General features: G+C 60.9%; 15 protein-coding genes, 1 rRNA gene and 1 pseudogene. 9 read left to right on the top strand and 8 right to left on the bottom strand.

Annotated elements, in window-relative coordinates; genetic code table 11:
• Positions 1–77: 77 nt before the first annotated feature.
• The 3 genes from dapF to OKC41_RS09330 form a co-directional block, all read right to left on the bottom strand.
• Entirely contained in the window at positions 78–908 is an 831-nt protein-coding gene (dapF, locus tag OKC41_RS09340; RefSeq protein WP_029313578.1) for a diaminopimelate epimerase, read from the bottom strand.
• Between the two features lie 62 nt (positions 909–970).
• The gene (gene lysA, locus OKC41_RS09335) at positions 971–2221 is read right to left on the bottom strand and encodes a diaminopimelate decarboxylase (protein ID WP_039039806.1); all 1251 of its coding nucleotides are present in this window, start codon (positions 2219–2221) and stop codon (positions 971–973) included.
• 20 nt (positions 2222–2241) lie between these two features.
• Positions 2242–2442, bottom strand: coding sequence for a lipoprotein (locus OKC41_RS09330; RefSeq protein WP_201894566.1), 201 nt, complete (start codon positions 2440–2442; stop codon positions 2242–2244).
• A 73-nt stretch (positions 2443–2515) separates the two neighbouring features.
• Between OKC41_RS09330 and cyaY the strand changes: the two genes are divergently transcribed.
• Together cyaY and OKC41_RS09320 are read left to right on the top strand one after the other, a co-directional pair.
• Positions 2516–2830 carry an iron donor protein CyaY gene (gene cyaY, locus OKC41_RS09325; RefSeq protein WP_010672698.1) on the top strand — a complete coding sequence of 105 codons (315 nt, stop codon included), beginning with the start codon at positions 2516–2518 and terminating at the stop codon, positions 2828–2830.
• Entirely contained in the window at positions 2827–3480 is a 654-nt protein-coding gene (locus OKC41_RS09320) for an alpha/beta hydrolase (protein WP_201894565.1), read from the top strand. The genes cyaY and OKC41_RS09320 overlap by 4 nt, the downstream gene beginning before the upstream one ends.
• A 187-nt stretch (positions 3481–3667) precedes the next feature.
• Here OKC41_RS09320 and OKC41_RS09315 read toward each other — a convergent pair whose 3' ends face one another.
• Positions 3668–6187, bottom strand: coding sequence for a class I adenylate cyclase (locus OKC41_RS09315; protein WP_201894564.1), 2520 nt, complete (start codon positions 6185–6187; stop codon positions 3668–3670).
• 322 nt (positions 6188–6509) lie between these two features.
• Between OKC41_RS09315 and hemC the strand changes: the two genes are divergently transcribed.
• The 6 genes and pseudogenes from hemC to OKC41_RS09285 all read left to right on the top strand — a co-directional run.
• Positions 6510–7439, top strand: coding sequence for a hydroxymethylbilane synthase (hemC, locus tag OKC41_RS09310; protein ID WP_201894563.1), 930 nt, complete (start codon positions 6510–6512; stop codon positions 7437–7439).
• 46 nt (positions 7440–7485) lie between these two features.
• On the top strand, positions 7486–8220 hold the full coding sequence (locus OKC41_RS09305) for a uroporphyrinogen-III synthase (protein ID WP_039039810.1): 735 nt from the start codon (positions 7486–7488) through the stop codon (positions 8218–8220).
• On the top strand, positions 8217–9293 hold the full coding sequence (locus OKC41_RS09300) for a uroporphyrinogen-III C-methyltransferase (RefSeq protein ID WP_270671920.1): 1077 nt from the start codon (positions 8217–8219) through the stop codon (positions 9291–9293). Before OKC41_RS09305 ends, OKC41_RS09300 begins: the two co-directional genes overlap by 4 nt.
• Before the next feature lie 10 nt (positions 9294–9303).
• Entirely contained in the window at positions 9304–10467 is a 1164-nt protein-coding gene (locus OKC41_RS09295; protein ID WP_270671919.1) for a heme biosynthesis HemY N-terminal domain-containing protein, read from the top strand.
• Positions 10468–10525: 58 nt separating this feature from the next.
• Positions 10526–10660: a hypothetical protein gene (locus OKC41_RS09290; RefSeq protein WP_010672691.1), complete on the top strand. Its 135-nt coding sequence runs from the start codon at positions 10526–10528 to the stop codon at positions 10658–10660.
• Positions 10642–11036 (top strand): annotated as a pseudogene (locus OKC41_RS09285) (DDE-type integrase/transposase/recombinase); the annotation flags it as partial. The gene OKC41_RS09290 and the pseudogene OKC41_RS09285, both read left to right, overlap by 19 nt.
• Positions 11037–11111: 75 nt before the next feature.
• On the opposite strand, the gene pmbA reads toward OKC41_RS09285, so the two are convergent.
• Complete coding sequence (gene pmbA, locus OKC41_RS09280; RefSeq protein ID WP_010672690.1) at positions 11112–12455, bottom strand: metalloprotease PmbA; 1344 nt, start codon at positions 12453–12455, stop codon at positions 11112–11114.
• A 114-nt stretch (positions 12456–12569) separates the two neighbouring features.
• Between pmbA and yjgA the strand changes: the two genes are divergently transcribed.
• Positions 12570–13094, top strand: coding sequence for a ribosome biogenesis factor YjgA (yjgA, locus tag OKC41_RS09275; protein ID WP_010672689.1), 525 nt, complete (start codon positions 12570–12572; stop codon positions 13092–13094).
• An 86-nt stretch (positions 13095–13180) separates the two neighbouring features.
• Here yjgA and OKC41_RS09270 read toward each other — a convergent pair whose 3' ends face one another.
• The 3 genes from OKC41_RS09270 to rrf all read right to left on the bottom strand — a co-directional run bounded on the left by OKC41_RS09270 (position 13181) and on the right by rrf (position 17286).
• Positions 13181–16264, bottom strand: coding sequence for a transglycosylase domain-containing protein (locus OKC41_RS09270; RefSeq protein ID WP_201894561.1), 3084 nt, complete (start codon positions 16262–16264; stop codon positions 13181–13183).
• Positions 16265–16477: 213 nt separating this feature from the next.
• Positions 16478–16795, bottom strand: a complete 318-nt coding sequence (gene tmaR, locus OKC41_RS09265) for a PTS system regulator TmaR (protein WP_010672687.1) — start codon at positions 16793–16795, stop codon at positions 16478–16480.
• Positions 16796–17171: 376 nt separating this feature from the next.
• Positions 17172–17286: ribosomal RNA gene (gene rrf, locus OKC41_RS09260) — 5S ribosomal RNA — on the bottom strand.
• Between the last annotated feature and the right edge of the window lie 141 nt (positions 17287–17427).

The raw sequence follows: 17427 nt of genomic DNA, 5'->3' as shown, positions 1-17427 counted from the left end.
CTTGGTTGATCCATCCGAAAAAGGGGCCAAGGGCCCCGATATGATCCGTTGATGGAGCGGGATCACCCGCTCCTTGTCTACAACTCTATCTGGCCGTCAAAGACGTGCTCGGCCGGCCCCGTCATGTAGACGGGCTGACCCGGTCCCTTCCAGGCGATGGTCAGCTTGCCACCCGGCAGGGTGACGGTGACCCGCTCCTTGAGCTTGCCCTGGCTGATGCCTATCACCACGGCCGCACAGGCCCCGGTCCCACAGGCCAGGGTCTCCCCCACCCCGCGCTCGAAGACCCGCAGCTTGATCTCGCTGGCGTTGACCATCTCCATGAAGCCGACGTTGACCCGCTCGGGGAAGCGCTCGTGGCGCTCCATGATGGGTCCCAGGGTCTCCACCGGCGCATCGGCCACCGAGGGCACCTCGATGACGCAGTGAGGGTTGCCCATGGAGACGGCACCGCACATCACGGTGTGATCCTGGGCCCGCAGCAGATACGTCTTCTCCGCCTTCTGGGCACGGAACGGGATCTTGCCCGGCTCAAACTGGGGCACCCCCATGTTGACCGTGACCTGGTTCTCCCCTTCCAGCTGCAGAGTGATGCGGCCCCGGGCGGTACTGACCGCGATGCGATCCCGGTTGACCAACCCCTTGAGACGCACGAAACGGGCGAAGCAACGGGCCCCGTTGCCGCACTGTTCCACCTCGCTGCCGTCGGCATTGAAGATACGGTAATGGAAGTCGAGCTCGGGGTCATAGGGCGGCTCCACCAGCAACAGCTGGTCGAAGCCGATACCGAAGTGACGATCCGCCAGCTTCTTGATGATGTCGTTGCTGAAGAACACCTTCTGGGTGACGCCATCCACCACCATGAAGTCGTTACCGAGGCCGTGCATTTTGGAAAACTCAATCAACATCGCGCGTTCCTGTCTCACCGTTAATCACGCTCTCACATGGAGGAACGCTGAAAATCCATCCATCACGGCAGCAGGTGCTCGCCACGCCAGAGATCCGCCAACTGCTCCCGCTCACGGATGAGGTGCGCCTGGTCACCGTCCACCAGCACCTCGGCCGCACGGGGTCGGGTGTTGTAGTTGGAGGACATGGTAAAGCCGTAGGCGCCAGCGGAACGCACCGCCAGCAGGGAGCCCTCGGCAATCGCCAGGGTACGCTCCTTGCCGAGGAAGTCGCCGGTCTCGCACACCGGGCCCACCACGTCATAGAGTGCCTTCTCGTGGGTCGCCCGGCTGTCCACCTCGATGATGTTCATCCAGGCGCCGTAGAGGGAGGGGCGCAGCAGATCGTTCATGCCGGCGTCGATCAGGGCGAAGTTGCGAGTCTCGCCGGGTTTGAGGAACTCGACCCGGGTCAACAGCACACCGGCGTTGGCGACGATGGCGCGGCCCGGTTCGAACAAGAGGGTCAGATCCCGGCCCGCCAGCTTCTGCTTGAGCGCCTCGGCATACTCGGTGGGGTGCGGCGGCTGCTCGGCGCCGTAGTTGACCCCCAGACCGCCGCCCACGTCCAGGTGATGGATGTGGATGCCTTCCGCCGCCAGCTCGTCGATGAGCTTGAGCAGCTTGTCCGCCGCCTCCATAAAGGGATTCAATTCAGTGAGTTGCGAGCCGATGTGGCAATCCACCCCCTTGATCTCGATGTGGGCCATGGCCGCTGCCTTGCGGTAGATGGCGGGCGCCTGTTCGATGGGGATGCCGAACTTGTTCTGCTTGAGGCCGGTGGAGATATAGGGGTGCGTGCCTGCGTCGATGTCCGGGTTGACCCGCACCGAGACCCGCGCCTTCTTGCCCATGCTGCCTGCGACCCGGTTCAGGCGCTCCAGCTCGGCTTCGGACTCCAGGTTGAAGCAGAGGATCTCTTTTTCCAGCGCAAGGCGCATCTCGGCTTCGCTCTTGGCGACGCCGGAGAAGACCACCTTGGCCGGATCACCGCCCGCCGCCAGCACCCGGGACAGCTCGCCGCCGGAGACGATGTCAAAGCCCGAACCAAGGCGTGCCAGCAGATTGAGCAGGGCCAGGTTGGAGTTGGCCTTGACCGCGTAGCAGATCAGGTGGGGAATGTCGCCAGCCGCCTGGTCGAAGGCATGCCAGTGGCGTTCCAGGGTGGCGCGGGAGTAGACATAGAGCGGAGTGCCGTACTGGTCGGCAAGCTGTTGCAGGGGAAGCTGTTCGGCCTGAAGCTGACCGTCTGCGTCGTAGTTAAAGTGATCCAAGGGGGCGGTTCCTTCCTAGATTATTGCGGCACGGCCTCTGAGGCCGGTGTAGCGGTCGCAGGCGAGGCGGCTTGCGGTGTACTCTCTGTCTTGGGCGGTGTCTGCTCTGCAGGTGCGGGCTGTTCGGCCGGCGGCATGTAGAGCGGCCCCGTCAGGCCACAGGCGGCCAACCCGAGCGACAGCGACGCGGCAAACAGGCACTTGGTGAACTGGGTAATCATAATGGTTCGCTGCGAAAAAATTTTTGGCCCTCTATAATCGCACTCACATTGTTAAAAGCAACAGGATAAACCGATGAAGGATCACGAGTATCACGCCCTGACCGACGCCTTTTTCCAGTATGTGGAAGACACCATCGACGAGGGGTATCCGGATATCGACTGCGAACGCGCCGGCGGGGTGCTGACCCTGAGCTTCGAGAACAAGACCAAGGTCATCATCAACAAGCAGGAGCCCCTGCATCAGATCTGGGTCGCCACCCGGGAGAACGGCTTCCACTTCGAGCTGCGCGGTGACAGCTGGATCGACAACCGCTTCGGCGACGAGCTCAAGGCCCTGCTGACCCGGGCCTGCACCACCCAGGCCGGCGAGCCCGTGGTCTTCTCATGACGGATCTGCATCCCGAAGGTGCCCGCCATGCGGTGATCTGGCTGCACGGGCTGGGGGACTCCGGCGCCGGTCTCGCCCCCCTGGTGGAGGCGCTGGCCCTGCCCGCCGACCTGCCCGTCCGCCATCTGCTGCCGGATGCTCCCGAGCGCCCCATCACCATCAACATGGGCTACAGGATGCGCGGCTGGTACGACATCAAGAGCTTCGAGGATCCGGCGGATCGCGCCGTGGAGTCCCATGTCAGGGAGTCAGCGGCCCGTATCGCCGCGCTGATCGAACAGTTGGTGGCCGAGGGTTTCGCCCCCGAGCGCATCGTGCTGGCCGGCTTCTCCCAGGGGGGCGTCATCGCCTCCTTCACCGCCCTGCGCCATCCGGTGCCACTGGCAGGCCTGCTCTGCATGTCCACCTATCTGGCGGTACCCGATGCCCTGCCCGGCGAAATGAGCGAGGCGGCCCGCACCCTGCCCATCTGCTACATGCACGGCATCTATGACGACGTGGTGAACCTCTCCATGGGCTGGGACGCCAAGAACCGGCTGGAAGCGGCGGGACTCAGCCCCGAGTGGCACGAGTACCCCATGCGCCACGAGATCTGCCGCCCCCAGCTGGGCGACATTCGCAGCTGGTTGCTGGCCCGCCTCGGCGCCTGATTGTCGGCTCACGGGTAAGACAACGGCCTGCATCAGCAGGCCGTTTGCTTTCATCCCTGACGGCGATGCTCGACGGCATCCCCCCACTGGCTGCGCCCCCTCCACGCCTGATTCCCGCACCACGGATACGACAACGGCCTGCATCATGCAGGCCGTTTGCCATCTTGCCGGTGCTGTTATCAGCGCATCATCCTACTTCCCGCGCCGCCCCCGGATTGTCCCGCTGCGGGCTCTGGCTGCGGTAGGGGATCACATCGAGTTTGTCACCCACCTGCACGATTTCGTAGTACTGGGGAAGGTTGAAGTTGCTGAACTGACCCGCATTGCTGAATCGCTCGTGACCCGAGGTGTAGAACCGGTTCACCCCCTGTACCAGTTCGTCCTTGTTGCCGGCGAAGTGCTGGTAGATCTCCACCCGATTCGCCTCGTCCAGGATATAGATGTTGGTGCCTGCATCCCGGGTATCGAAGAAGAACTGCACCAGCCCTTCGCTGGCGTAGGCGTCGACGATGCCGGGCAGGTGCTGGCTGTGAGTCTTGTCGAGGCGCAGCGGCAGGTGATCCAGCTTGTTATGGGAGATGTGGCGGTAGAAGTCGATGGCGTTCTCCAGCTTCTTGACCGACACCCCGCGCCGCTCGAAGAAGATGCCGTACTTCTCGCGGCCGAGCGCCAGCGTCTTGACCAGCTGCTGCTTGTCCCGGGCCAGGCGCAGCTCGATGCATTCAGCCACAAGCTGCTGGAAGCGGGTGCGCACCAGGGAGCGGAAGTGCTGGCTGTAGCAGAACACCTCGATCATCTCGGGGGCCGCGGCATCCTGGTGCATCTTGCCGAGGATGGTGGTGAGGGCGTCCACCACGGCTTCCTCCCCCTCGAAGTGCAGGGTGCGGATCTCGCTCCAGGAGTTGCGATAGACGAGATCCACGGATCCCACCAGACACTCCTGGTTGCGACCGAACGAGAAGACATCGGCGGCGTTGGCATCGAACTCGATCACCTGCCCCACCCAGTGGCTGGACGGGTCCGTCTCCAGGTTCAGGAAGATGGAGAGCTGGCGGATCTCGCACGGCCGGCTCAGGGCCAGGTTGGTCGCGCGGGGATACTTGACCGGGAAGGTGCCGGAGAGATCACGACAGAACTGATGCAGGTTGTCGATGTGCAGATCCGAGCCCTGGTTGAACAGGTGTACCCGGGACTGGGGCGTCAGCAGGCCGTTGAAATAGGCCCAGGCCACCAGCTTGCTGATGTAGCCGTTATATTCGAGCGGCGCCCGGCCGATGATGTCGGCGGGTTCGAGGGAATGCTTGTAGAGATACCAGCCGGCGCGATTCAGGCGGCCGTGGGGTACCTGTACCAAGCTGAGATCCGGCTCGCCGAGATCCGGCGCAATCTTGAGGTTGATGCGCTGCACCTTGCCCGGCAGGCTCTCGAATGCGGCATAGAGCTTGCGCGACAGGATGCCGATGTCTTCCGGATTGATGGACTCGCTGATGTTGTTGCGCCGGGCGAACTGGATGAGGTTGCGGTAGCTCTGCATCAGGGCCTCCAGCAACTCGGCATAGGCCACCTTGACGTCCTCGACCTTCCACTCCTGGCGGTGATCAAGGTGGTAAAGGCGCTCCGGACTCCAGCCCCAGTAGGCTACCAGTTGGGCCATCTGCTCCCGGCGCCAGTCCGGGGAGTGATCTTCCTTGGGATGGCTCAGCCCGTCGCACACCTTCAGATAGAAGCAGCGACGCACCAGATCGAGGCGCTGCATGTCGCCGATGGACTTGAGGTAGTTGGTCACCTTGTCCAGCATCAGACAGTAGTTGTCGAGGCGGTAGTGCATCCCCTCGTTGTGCTGGAACCAGTCGCGACTGGTCACCGACAGCAGCCGGGTGTTGGGATACTCGTGGGAGTAGGCCTCCATCAGCACCGACTTGAGCACCGCCTTGTAGGGGGAGTCGATCCCCTTGTAGAGCTGCCACAGGGCGGAGCCGAAATACTCCTCGGCAGGAATGCGATCAAAGCCCCCCAGATCGAGCCAGTCATCCTGGCTCAACTTGCCGTGGGCAAACAGGCCGTTGACGTAGTCGTCGTAGTGATCGTCATATTCGGCCGGCACCAGATACCAGAGCAGCCGCTTGCCGGCGATGTGCATGGCGCTGCGGTAGAACTCGTCGAGCAGCAGCAGGTGCTGGGCGCTGCCGCAGCTCTCCCCCTGCATCTGGGCATCGTTGCGCTGACGGAACTTGTCTTCGGGGATCAGGAAGAAGTTGAGATCGACCCCCCGCTGCTCCGCCCACATGGAGAGGTGCTGGCACTTCTGTTCCAGCAGGGCGAGGCGCTCGCTCGACAGACCGGCCACGTGACAGACCCAGATGTCGAGATCCGAGTGGCAGCACTGACCGATGGAGGAGGTGCTCCCCATGGAGTAGAGGCCCTGGATGGACTTGTCGTGGGTACTGAGACCGCCCTGGCAGTTGGCGTTCTGGCAGAGATCCTGGATGAAGGCCTGCTGGGCCTCGTTGGCGACAAAACTCCAGATACCATGAGGCACATCCCCTGCCACATAACCGGGCAACAGGGGGTGATTGAAGTGCAGCATGACAGGCAGCAAGTGGAAAACCTGCTGCCCGTAGCGACTCATGAGATCCAGCGCTCGTTGCGTCTTGAGACGATTGAGTTCGTCGTAGCGCGCCACCAGCGTGTCGAGTTTAACCAGCAATGCCCTACCTATGGGGAAGAGAAATGACGCACCAAAACGGGGAGACGTCAAAAAAGTGTGATCATGTTAACAATGCAAACAGCAGTGGTAAACAAGCCCGCACACAATCACCGGATTATTTCTGACCCCGTTCATAAAGGTATCAGCGGAAAGCAATAAAGTTGCTTATTTTCAATGATTTAAAATCAATTATTGGCTGAATGAAAATAATTTTCAGCCCCCGTTTTTGAGCTTGGCCCCGCTTTTGCGGGCTGCGCCATGAAAGCCCCTGCAAAGGGTGGTAAGATCGTTTTCCTCTCAAAAGATGAAACAACTGATTGATATGGCAGCCCGAACCCTGAAAATTGCTACTCGAAAGAGCCCACTGGCCCTGTGGCAGGCCAATTTTGTGAAAGATCGGCTGGAGGCACTCCATCCGGATCTGCAGGTCGAACTGGTGCCCATGAGCACCCAGGGTGACAAGATCCTCGACACCCCCCTCGCCAAGGTCGGCGGCAAGGGGTTGTTCGTCAAGGAGCTGGAGACTGCCATGCTGGAAGGGCGTGCCGACATCGCTGTCCACTCCATGAAAGACGTACCGGTGGAGTTCCCCGATGGACTCGGCCTGCACACCATCTGTGAGCGCGAAGACCCGCGTGATGCCTTTGTTTCCAACCATTTCAACCAGATAGACGAGCTGCCTCAAGGGGCCGTGGTCGGCACCTCCAGCCTGCGCCGTCAGTGCCAGCTGCGCGCTGCCCGCCCTGATCTCGTGATCCGCGACCTGCGGGGCAACGTCAACACCCGCCTCGCCAAGCTGGATGCCGGTGAATATGACGCCATCATCCTGGCCGCCGCCGGCCTGAAACGACTGGAGATGGCCCATCGCATCGCCGCCTTCATCGAGCCCGAGCAGAGCCTGCCCGCCAACGGCCAGGGGGCGGTCGGCATCGAATGCCGCCTCGACGATCACGAGCTGCACACCCTGCTGGCGCCGCTCGAGCACGCCGAAACCCGCATCCGGGTGCTGACCGAGCGCGCCATGAACCGCGCCCTGCAAGGGGGCTGTCAGGTGCCTATCGGGGCCTACGCCCTGGTACAGGGAGAAGAGGTATGGCTGCGCGGCCTGGTGGGCAGCCCGGACGGTGCCCGCGTCATTCGCGACGAGATCCGCGGCCCCCTGGCAGAGGGCGAGGCACTGGGCCACACCCTGGCCCAGCGCCTGCTGGCCGCCGGTGCCGACGTTATCCTGGCCGAGGTCTACCGGGCATGAGTGCAGCACAGCCAGGTTCGCGGTCATCTGCCCGGAGCACCCCCTGATGGTCCCCCTGGTGGTGCGCCCGGCCGCCCAGGCCAACCAGCTGGTGCAGATGCTGCACCAGTTGGGTCATGCACCGCTCTGCTGTCCGTTGCTGGAAACCCGGCCGGGATGCGACCTCCCTCACCTGGGTGACATGCTGCGGGAGGCGGACCTCGTTATCGCCGTCAGCATGCATGCCGTTCATTTTGCACATCATTTTCTGTTGCAAACTGGTCAGACCTGGCCACATATTGATTACTTTGCAGTCGGCCAGGCGAGTGCGGATGCCTTCGCCGAGGCGGGCATCCAGGCCCTGTGCCCGGCCGATCCCCGCAGTGAAGGGCTGCTGGCCCTGCCGGCGCTGCAAGGGGTGAGTGGCCGCCGGGTGCTGATCCTGCGCGGCAACGACGGGCGGGATCTCATCGCCCGGACGCTGGCCTCACGGGGCGCACTGGTGCACTATTGTGCCACCTATGAGCGCCACTACCCCGATCTTGACGGGGACGCATTGACCCGCCACTGGCAGGCTGCCGGGCTCGACAGCCTGCTCATCACCAGTGGCGAATTGTTGCAGCGGTTGCTGGCCCTGGTGCCCGGCCCGCAGCACCCCTGGCTTTATGACCGCCTGCTGGTGGTGCCCAGTCCCCGGGTGGCCGAGATGGCAGAAGGGGCTGGTTTTACCCGTATCGTGATTGCCCAAGGTGCATCCAACCAGGCTCTGGTGGCCGCCCTGGAACTGAGGAAGATGGAATGACTGAACAGCAAGAAGTCCAGCCGAGTGCCGCGGCCACCGTGGCCGACAACAACAAGCCCGCTCCCGGAACAACAGGGAGCAAGAAGGGCAGCTCTGGCACCGTGCTTGGCGGCATCGCCATCCTGCTGGCCCTGGGGCTGGCCGGTGGTCTCTATGTGCACGGACACCAGAACGCCGTTGCCCAGCAGGCCGAACTGGTAGCCCTCAAGCAGCAACTGGCCGACGCCATGACCAGGATTGATCAGGGCAGCAGCAAGGATGCCGAACAGATCGGAGCCCTCGGCAAGAGCCAGCAGCAGTTGCAGGAGGCGCTGGACGCCTTGCAGACCAAAGTTCTGGATCTGGACGACAAGCGCCCCAATGACTGGATGTTGGCGGAATCCGAATACCTGGTGCGCATGGCGGGCCGCAAGCTGTGGCTCGAACACGACATCGTCTCCGCCATCACATTGCTCGGCAACGCCGACGAGCGCATCAAGGCGCTCAACGACCCCAGCCTGATGCCCATCCGCAAGGCGCTGGCGGAAGACATCGCCAAGCTCAAGGGGATGCCGCGAGTCGATCGCGAGGGGTTGACCCTGAAGCTGGCCGCCCTCTCGGACCAGATCGAGCTGCTGCCCCTCTCCACCGTCAGCATGCCGGAAGCCAAGAGCGAGCCCGACCAGACCGTCAGCACCAACCCGGACGAGTGGCAGAGCAACCTGAAGAAGAACTGGGTCAAGTTCACCGAAAACTTCATCACCATCCGTCGCCGCGATGGCGCCGTGGAAGCCCTGCTCTCCCCGCAGCAGGAGATCTTCCTGCGGGAGAATCTCAAGACCAAGCTGCTGCAGGCCCAGCTCGCCGTCTATCGTGGACAGCAGTCCCTCTATGTCGACAGCCTGGAGAAGGCCCAGCGCTGGCTGACCCAGTATTTCGATGCCGACAACAGCGCCACCCAGTACATGCAGTCCGAGCTCGACAAGCTCAAAGGCGAGCAGATCCAGTTTGACTACCCGGATCAGTTCAAGACCCAGACCATGCTGGAACAGGTGCTGACCGAACGCCTGCAACGCATCCTGGCCGGCAACTGAGGAGGAGACCATGATTCGTCTGATCGTCATAGTCGCCGTGATGGTGGCGGGCCTCATCTTCGGTCCCGAAGCCTCCGGCAACAAGGGCTATGTGCTCATCTCGCTGGGCAACTACACGGTGGAATCCTCGGTCACCAGCGCGGTGATCCTGGCGGTGCTGTTCTACGGCGCCCTGCTCATCGTGGAATGGGTGCTGGCCCGCCTGTTCGGCCTGCGGCGCAAGACCCAGGGCTGGTTCGGTTCCCGCCGCCGCCGCAAGGCCAACCTGCAAACCGTCAATGCCACCCTGGCCATGGCAGAGGGACACTACAACCAGGCCGAGAAGCTTCTCATCAAGGGCGCCGACAACAGCGACACCCCGCTGCTCAACTACCTGAGCGCCGCCCGGGTGGCCCAGGCCCGGGGCGATGACGTGCGCCGGGATCACTACCTGCAGAAAGCTCAGGAAGAGAACCCCAAGGCAGAGCTGGCACTGACCCTGATCCAGACCCAGTTGCAGATTGAGCAGGGCCAGTACGACAGCGCCCTCGGCCGCCTCGAGTCCATCTATGCCCTCAACCCGCGCCACCCCATGGTGCTGGATCAGCTGCGTCAGGTGTATCTGGCCCGTGAAGACTGGGCGGCCCTCATCGATCTCGCCCCTGCCCTGCGCAAGGTGGGCAAGCTGACCGCCCAGCAGGAAGAGGCCCTGCTGCACCAGGCGTGGTGCGGTCGTCTGGAGGCCGCCAGCGGCTCCCTCGACACCCTGCGCACGGTCTGGCAGGGTCTGCCCCGCAAACAGCGCCAGGATCCCGTGCTGCTGGCCAGTTACGGGGATCGCCTGCGCCGATTGGGGGCCGATGCCGAAGCCGCTGATCTCTGGCTGGAGGCCCTGCGCAAGGATCCCTCCCCCGAGCTGTTCGCCCGCCTGCCCAAGCTCAAACTGGACGACTACCAGCCCATGCTGACCCTGCTCAGAAAGATCCAGGATCAGCCGGGCGCCGAAGCCGCGCTGGCCCGGGTCTGCCTGCTGGCCGGTCAGCTGGACGACGCCCAGCGGCTGCTGGAGCAGGAGGTGGCGAAGGCGCCTGATGCCGCCCTCTACCACGCCCTCGGCCAGGTGATGGACAAGCGCCGCCTGACCAACAAGGCCAACGAGTACTACCGCCAGGCATTGCAGCTGGCCGACATCTGATCGGCGCATCTGCCTGAATATGGTTTGCATCTTCTCCTCCGAATAGATGGAGATCTCGATGGGACAGGGCGTAAACGAACACAACACAATTACTCTGATTTTTAAACTGGCCCTGGTCGAGCAGATTGAAGAAGGCAAGCTCACCTATAAACAGACGCAGACGCGTTATGACACTCAGGGCCGCTCTACCTGAGCTAGGTGACGGACACCTGCTCACGCAAAATAGTGGCAACTAAGAGATGAATGCCGAGTCGATGGTGATCGAGAAAACACTGAAGCAACAACGTGACTACGGAGAGCTTATTCATCATTCGGACCACCAGGTGCAGTATTGTTCGGGGTTGTATCAGTCATTGCATGAACAACACGGGGTCAAATGCTTGATGACAGATACTCATAACTGTCACCAAAATGCACTGAGATCTTGAAAAGAGAGTCACTGCTGCAAAGCCTGCAGAGGCTGGCGCAGGCGGGGAAAAGTGCGAAAGGCAGTGGATACTTATAACCTGGAGCAACCGCATCAGGCATTGAAATACAGAACCCCTGATGTGACGCATCGGGGGTTCTGAGTGCTAAAAGCTAGCTGAAAATGTGTAGACCTATCTCAGGACTAGACACCATATTCCAGATCGGACGGAGGGGGATCAGTGCCCCGCCAGTTTCATCTGCTCGACCAGTACGGAGCCGGTCTTGAGGCTGGAACGCTCATCCTCATCACTGCCCACCGCCACGATATGGCTGAACATGTCGGCTAGATTGCCTGCAATGGTGATCTCCTCCACAGGATAGAGGATCTCGCCATTTTCAACCCAGAAACCGGCTGCGCCGCGGGAGTAATCACCATTGACGATGTTGACCCCCTGCCCCATCAGCTCGGTCACCAGCAGCCCGGTACCCATCTCCTTGAGCATGCCCTGGAAGTCCTGGCCGGTATTGGAAACCTGCCAGTTATGGATACCCCCGGCATGGCCCGTGGTGGTCAGGCCCAGTTTGCGGGCGGAGTAGGAGGTGAGCAGCCAGCTCATCAGCTCGCCGTTGCGGATGATGTCCATGTCGCGGGTGCGAACCCCTTCCCCGTCGAACGGGGTGCTGGCAAGTCCTCCCGGCAAGTGGGGGAACTCCTGGATGGTGAGCCACTCGGGCAGGATCTGCTTGCCCAGTTTGTCCAGCAGGAAGCTCGACTTGCGATAGAGGTTCCCCCCACTGATGGCCATCACCAGATGGCCCCACAGACCGGCAGCGGTATCGGGGTGGAACAGCACAGGGGCATGGCGGGTGCTGATCTTGCGAGCCCCCAGGCGGGAAACAGTGCGCTCCACCGCCTCGTCAGCGATGCGCTGGGGGCTCCACAGCCCGTCCAGGGAGCGGCTGGAGGAGTAGCCGTAGTCGCGCTGCATGTCGCCATCCTGCTCGCCGATCAGTACGCAGCTCAGGGAGTTGCGCGATGCAGCATAGCCTTTGACGAAGCCGTGGCTGTTGCCATAGACCTTGACGCCCAGGTGGCTGGAGAAACTGGCTCCGTCAGAGTGCTTGATGCGGGCATCCCGTCCCAAGGCCAGCCGCTCGCACTCGATGGCCAGCGCGATGCCACGCTGGGGATCCAGCTCGATTTGGTGGCACAGTTGCAGGTCCGGGGCATCCCAGGCCAGCAGATCCGCATCCGCAAGACCGGCGCAGTCATCGGGAGAGGTGTGGCGGGCGATCTCCATGGCCGCTTCCACGGCGGCGCGAATGGCCGGCTTGGTCAGATCCGTGGTGGAGGAGGACCCCTTGCAACCGTCGCGATAGACGGCGATGCCGAGTGCGCCATCCTTGTTGAATTCGATGCTTTCCAGCTCGCAGCCCCGGGTGTTCACCGAGAGGCCGGTCTGTTTGCTGATGGAGACTTCGGCAAGCCCGGCGCCCAGCCCTTTCGCTATCTCAAGGGCCTCGGCGACCACGGCCTCGAGATGGGATTGATCCTGGCGGATTTGATCTTGCTGGTCCATAACTCACATCTGTATGAAGGGAAGGAAAGGGGCTAAGCATATCAGACCCCTGCGCCCAGCGGGAGAAGCTGGTAACATATCCGCCAAACGTGAATGACAGGAATACAGAGACCGATGAGTCAATATCAAGACGACAACGAGTGGGAAGACTGGGGCCCCAGCAAGAGCCAACTCAAGCGTGATGCCGAGGCCTTGCAGAAGATGGGGGAAGAGATCGTCTCCCTGAGTCACAGCGAGCTGGAGAAGATCCCCCTGGATGAAGAGCTCGCCGAAGCGGTCGAGCTGGGTCGCAAGCTCAAGCCGAAGAAGGATGAGTCCTTCCGTCGCCATCTCCAGTTCATCGGCCGTCTGATGCGTAGCCGCGATGTGGCCCCCATTGAAGAGGCCCTCTCCATCATCAAGATGCGTCACTCCACCGTGAACGCCCGCCTGCACCGCCTCGAACAGTGGCGCGAGCGGCTGATCACCGAAGGCGACAGCGCCCTCAACGAGCTGATGTCCCAGTTCCACGAGCTGGATCGCCAGAAGCTGCGTCAGCTGATCCGCACCGCCAACAAGGAGCGGGAGCTGAACAAGCCGCCGGTAGCCTATCGCGAGATGTACCAGTACCTGCGCGGTGAAATTGAAGATCTGTTGTAAGTGATGACTCACGTCCGCCTCAGGGCGGCGTGCAGTACACAATCAAACGGGGCCGAAATGGCCCCGTTTTTTCATGCGATGTCCGCTCAGCTGCCTGCCATGCACTGGGTATGAGTAGCCGGTTGCAGATAGGGGACCAGCAGGGGGGCCATCCCCTTGAGCACCTGTACAGGCAGCGCCGACGTGAAGCGGAACTTGTCGGACTGGCTGCCGGGTACATAGGCCGTCAGCGTGCCGAAGTGATCATCCCCGATGTAGAAGACGAACGTCGCAGTCCGGTTGCGAGCCAGTGAACTGGTCACATTGCCGTAGCGACCGACCGTCTCGATCCGGTTGTCCCCGGTCCCCGTCTTGCCCCCCAGGGCCAGGACAGTACCATCCTGCAAGGCGAAGGCCCCGGCGATGCGCCGCGCCGTCCCCCCTTCCACCACCTTGGAGAGTGCATTGCGCAAGGCGTTGGCCACCTCGGCAGGCATCACCCGTTCCCCCTGGGTGTTCGCCGGCTCAAAGACGGTGGCGAAGGGGGTCCCCTTGGCAAAGGAGAGGTGCTCGATGCGCAGGGTCGGCGCACGAATGCCGCCGTTCTGGATGATCCCCATCAGCTCGGCCAACGCAGCAGGACGATCGCCCGAGCTGCCCAGTGCGGTCGCCAGGGACGGAACCAGGTGATCGAACGGGTAGCCCAGGCGAGCCCAGCGCTGATGGATGTCGAGGAAGGCCTCAACCTCCAGCATGGTGCGGATCCGGCTATCCCGGGCACTGCGATGACGGGTCTTGAACAGCCAGCTGTAGACCTCCTGACGCTCGTCACGGCTGGCGGTTACCGCATCGGTAAAGGTGGCCTTGTCAAACTCCTTGAGATAAGCAAGCAACCACAGCTCAAGTGGATGCACCCGTGCGATATAACCTTGATCCGGCAGAGAATATTTGCCAGGGCCGTAATTGGTATAGAGCTGCTCTATGCGCTTCTCGGTCAATTTCTCCCGCGGCAGGCGCTTGGCCAGGAAAGCGGCAAAGTCGGCCTGGGAGGCTTCCGGCATCAGATAGCGATGCACGGCGGCGAGACGCACCGCGCTGGGTTTGAGACCATCGAGGAAGGTATCGAGCTGCTCTTCTGCACTCTTGCCACGATATTTGCGCCAGAACCTCAGCAGATAGGTCTGGCCCTCTTTGTCAGCAAACTTGGCCAGGTACTCGGTACGGCGAGGATCCCTGTCATCTTTCAACAACTGGGCACGATTTCCCTCCTTGTAGAGGCTGTAGCGGACGATGTCCCGCATCAAGCGCACGAAGGGCAGGTTGATGGATTCCCGCAGCGCATCGCGAATGGGCGGGATGCGACCGTTGTCTTCCTTGCGGAAGTTGTTGAAGGTGTGCATGCCACCGCCGGTAAAGAAGCCTTCATAGGGACTTGCGGAATACTTGCGGTCCAGTGCGGCCTCCAGCATCACCGGCAGGCTTCTGTCCTTGGCACTCATCAGATAGGCGATGGCCCAGCGGCTGATGTTGTCCTGATCGGACACTTCGATCTTTCGCAGGCTCTCCACTGGCATATTGCCGTAGCTGTCATGCAACTCGGTGACAATCTCGAGATAGGTGGTCAGCACCCGCAACTTGGCGGTGGATCCCAGTTCAAGCTTGCTGCCCTCATTGATGTCGAACGGCTGGTCCGTGTTGTCGGTCTGCACCCTCACCTTGACCCCTTCCGGCGTCTTCTCGAACAGGGTAAAGCTGTACTTCACATCACCCGTCTTCTCCGGCGAGAGCAGGCGCTCACCAAACAGGCCCACCTGGGCTGCGAATGCAGGGTCTGCCAGTTGCTGCAGATACCGTGACACCTCGTTCTGCAGCGGCATATTGAGGGTGGTGTTGGCCATCAGATCCATGCGATCCAGGTCATAAAGCTGCACCCCGAGCTGACGACTGAGACGAGTGCGAGCCACCTGCAGTCCCTTGTTGTTGTTGACTCGAGTGATGGCAGGTGCCTGCAGGAAATCGCGGAAGACCAGCTTGGCCTTGAGAGCCGACTCCATCAGGGGGGGGGTGATCATTCCCTCCTGCACGAAGAGTCGCAGATAGCTGTCGGTCAGGGTCGACAGTGCTTCTCTGCCCTGCGCCAGGTAATAGGAAGGACGGCGGTGGGCGATCATCAGGGAGACAACCTGGCGCAAGGCAAGGCCCTGCTCGGCCAGGGTAGAATCCTGGTTGCGAGCGGGATCCAACAGTCGATTCACCTCATCGACATTGGCGCCAAACCAGACCCAGAGGCCATCACCGAGACCGTGCACCTCGCCATAACCGGGCGCCGCAGAGAGCGGGACAGAGTTGAGGTAGGCCCAGGCAACCAGCTTGCGGGCCTCCAGGGTCTCGGGCCCCAGCCGATAGGCACGAACGCTGGCCGAGACCATTTGGCGGATCTTCTCGGTCGGCGAAACGGTCAGTCCATCGGGAGAATGACGATACTTCTCCACCTGGGTCGCCAGAGTGCTGCCGCCAGCAGATTGATCCTGCATATCCAGCGCCTTGCCCACCTGAGACAGCGCCGCCTTGGCAAAGCGCGGCCAGTCTACGGCCGGGTTGGCCAGCGGTTCCTTGTTGCTCAGGAGTTCACGATTCTCGATAAACAGCAGAGACTGGATGACCAAGGGCGGTATGGCATTGAAATCCGGATAGTAATGAGTCGGATACTTGTACTGGTAGAAAGGTTCGGCACGGCAGTCATAGAGTGTCAATCCTGCCTGGACCTTCTCGGTATAAGGCACGAAGAAACCGTGGCTGGCGTAGTTGTAGAGCGCATCGGAAAAACGGACCTGTTCGCTCACCTGGTAGCCACGCTGAACGAGACGTTCCTGGATCATGGGCATCAGCACATAACCGAGTCGCTTGTCGAACGGGCCGTCGTCGGGGAAGGCAATCTGCTTGCTGGGGCCGGGTTCGATCTGATAGGTCAGGGTGGCCGCATAGCGGGAGATCTCCTGTGACTGCAGTCGGGAGGTCTTCATTTCATAACCCACCAGGGCGATCACGGCAGCCAGACAAAGCAAGAAGATAAAACAGAACAACCAGCGCCACCAGGGTCGGCGTTTACGCTGTTGTTGCCCGTCCGCATTAGGTACGGATGAATCCTGAGATGCCACTTTATTTGAATCCGTCTGTTTTGATGCGCCCATATCAGCCCCACCATGGTTGCGCAATTTATTGTCTTTCAATCAAGCTTAGTCGTTTCAAGTCAAGGGCTTGAAATCTATTGACCGCTTTGCAGCGATGTTAACAGGGCGATTGTGAAAATGGGAGCCGATTGTTGCAACGCGGCAAGAGATCCGAGCTGCGGCATGAAAATGAAACACCGGCCAGAGGCCGGTGTTGACGAGAGCGGGGCGGTATTATTTGCTGGTGCTCATACTCTTCAGCTTGGTACTCAGCTCCTTGCGCTCCTTGGAAAGCTCGGCATTTTTGATGATATGGTCATCTACGCGCTCTTCATAGTCGGTCCGCATGTTGGCGATGATGGCCTGAACCTCGTCAATGCTCATGCCGGGCTTAATATAGTCACTCAGGTTGTCGAGCAAGAGTACCCGCTTCTGGTTGTCACGGATCTTTTTCTCGTTGTCCGCAATTTCACGCTTGAGCTTGTTCTGACGACGGGACATACGCACATATTCCAGCACATCGTTGAAGGTTGACTTGTTTACTTGTTCCATATCGGTACCACTGAGTGAAGGTGAATGAAAACAGGCGGAGAGTCCCATACCAGAAAAAAACCGAAACCATGGCACGGGCAAACCCGGAATGCCCCTTACTCTACCGAGTTATGATTCAGATACAACCCCAATCGCAGCGCGGGCGGCGGGTTTAGACAGAACGGCTCCGACTGGGCTATTACGCTAAAAATGATGAGAACGGAGAGAGCCAACATGTGGGTTAAATGTGACCAGAGCAGGCGCAACTTTTCCGGTACGGGCAACAAGTGAACGTGAACGACGAACATCACCATAGTGCCCGTTTGCCCTCCAGTGAGGGCTGAATTTCAGGCAATAAAAAACCCCGCTCGAGTGAGCGGGGTTTCTCGTATTGGGTGCCTGGCAGTGTCCTACTCTCGCATGGCGAATGCCACACTACCATCGGCGCTACAGCGTTTCACTTCTGAGTTCGGCATGGGGTCAGGTGGTTCCACTGCGCTATTGCCGCCAGGCAAAATCTTCAATCTGAAAAAGCTGATTTAGTTATTCGTTCTCGGTATCTGCTACAAGTCTCTGAACACTTCTTGGGTGTTGTATGGTTAAGCCTCACGGGTAATTAGTATGGGTTAGCTCAACGTATCGCTACGCTTACA

The sequence above is a fragment of the Aeromonas sp. QDB17 genome, assembly GCF_027705305.1.
GTDB lineage: Bacteria > Pseudomonadota > Gammaproteobacteria > Enterobacterales > Aeromonadaceae > Aeromonas > Aeromonas caviae.
The sequence above is the reverse complement of the archived record's forward strand: the minus strand, read 5'-3'. Positions and strand labels throughout refer to the sequence as shown.